This window comes from Paenibacillus oceani, assembly GCF_014705615.1.
Lineage (GTDB): Bacteria > Bacillota > Bacilli > Paenibacillales > NBRC-103111 > Paenibacillus_AB > Paenibacillus_AB oceani.
This window is the reverse complement of sequence record NZ_JACXJA010000084.1, coordinates 1-1,658: the sequence shown is the minus strand read 5'-3', so window position 1 is coordinate 1,658 and position 1,658 is coordinate 1. Positions and strand designations below refer to the sequence as shown.

General features: G+C 55.1%; 1 rRNA gene. It reads right to left on the bottom strand.

The features are described from left to right. Nucleotides 1–19: 19 nt before the first annotated feature. Nucleotides 20–1,658, bottom strand: a 23S ribosomal RNA gene (locus tag IDH45_RS33685); the annotation flags it as partial.

Below are 1,658 nucleotides of genomic sequence, written 5' to 3'. Positions count from 1 at the left end.
AAAGTTCGTGAAGTATTAATAGGATAAGCCCTCGACCGATTAGTATTCGTCAGCTCCACACATTGCTGCGCTTCCACCCCGAACCTATCAACCTGGTCGTCTACCAGGGGTCTTACGAATTGGGAAATCTCATCTTGAGGGGGGCTTCACGCTTAGATGCTTTCAGCGCTTATCCCTTCCGTACGTAGCTACCCAGCTATGCCTCTGGCGAGACAACTGGTACACCAGCGGTACGTCCATCCCGGTCCTCTCGTACTAAGGACAGCTCCTCTCAAATTTCCTACGCCCACGACAGATAGGGACCGAACTGTCTCACGACGTTCTGAACCCAGCTCGCGTACCGCTTTAATGGGCGAACAGCCCAACCCTTGGGACCTACTTCAGCCCCAGGATGCGATGAGCCGACATCGAGGTGCCAAACCTCCCCGTCGATGTGGACTCTTGGGGGAGATAAGCCTGTTATCCCCAGGGTAGCTTTTATCCGTTGAGCGATGGCCCTTCCATTCGGTACCACCGGATCACTAAGCCCGACTTTCGTCCCTGCTCGACTTGTTGGTCTTGCAGTCAAGCTCCCTTATGCCTTTGCACTCTCCGAATGATTTCCAACCATTCTGAGGGAACCTTGGGGCGCCTCCGTTACTTTTTAGGAGGCGACCGCCCCAGTCAAACTGCCCGCCTGACACGGTCCCTCTACCGGATCACGGTAGCAGGTTAGAACTCCAATACGATCAGGGTGGTATCCCAACGGCGCCTCCATCGAAGCTGGCGCTCCGACTTCCACGGCTCCCACCTATCCTGTACAGATCGTACCAAAGTCCAATATCAAGCTGCAGTAAAGCTCCATGGGGTCTTTCCGTCACGTCGCGGGTAACCTGCATCTTCACAGGTACTAAAATTTCACCGGATCTCTCGTTGAGACAGCGCCCAAGTCGTTACGCCATTCGTGCGGGTCAGAATTTACCTGACAAGGAATTTCGCTACCTTAGGACCGTTATAGTTACGGCCGCCGTTTACTGGGGCTTCGGTTCACAGCTTCGGGTTGCCCCTAACCGCTCCCCTTAACCTTCCAGCACCGGGCAGGCGTCAGCCCGTATACTTCGCCTTACGGCTTCGCACAGACCTGTGTTTTTGCTAAACAGTCGCTTGGGCCTTTTCACTGCGGCCCCCTCGGGCTATTCACCCTACCGAGGCACCCCTTCTCCCGAAGTTACGGGGTCATTTTGCCGAGTTCCTTAACGAGAGTTCTTCCGCGCGCCTTAGAATTCTCTTCCCACCCACCTGTGTCGGTTTGCGGTACGGGCACCTTCGCCTGGCTAGAGGCTTTTCTCGGCAGCTTGAGATCATGACCTTCGGTACTGCAATGTTCCCTCCCCGTCACAGCTCAGCCTTACGGTCAGCGGATTTGCCTACTGACCAGCCTTACTGCTTGGACAGACATCCATCAGTCTGCGTCACTACCCTTCTGCGTCACCCCATTGCTCGTAACGGCTTACGGTGGTACAGGAATGTCAACCTGTTGTCCATCGACTACGCCTTTCGGCCTCGCCTTAGGTCCCGACTTACCCTGAGCGGACGAGCCTTCCTCAGGAACCCTTAGGTTTTCGGCGGACTGGATTCTCACCAGTCTTTTCGTTACTCATACCGGCATTCTCACTTGT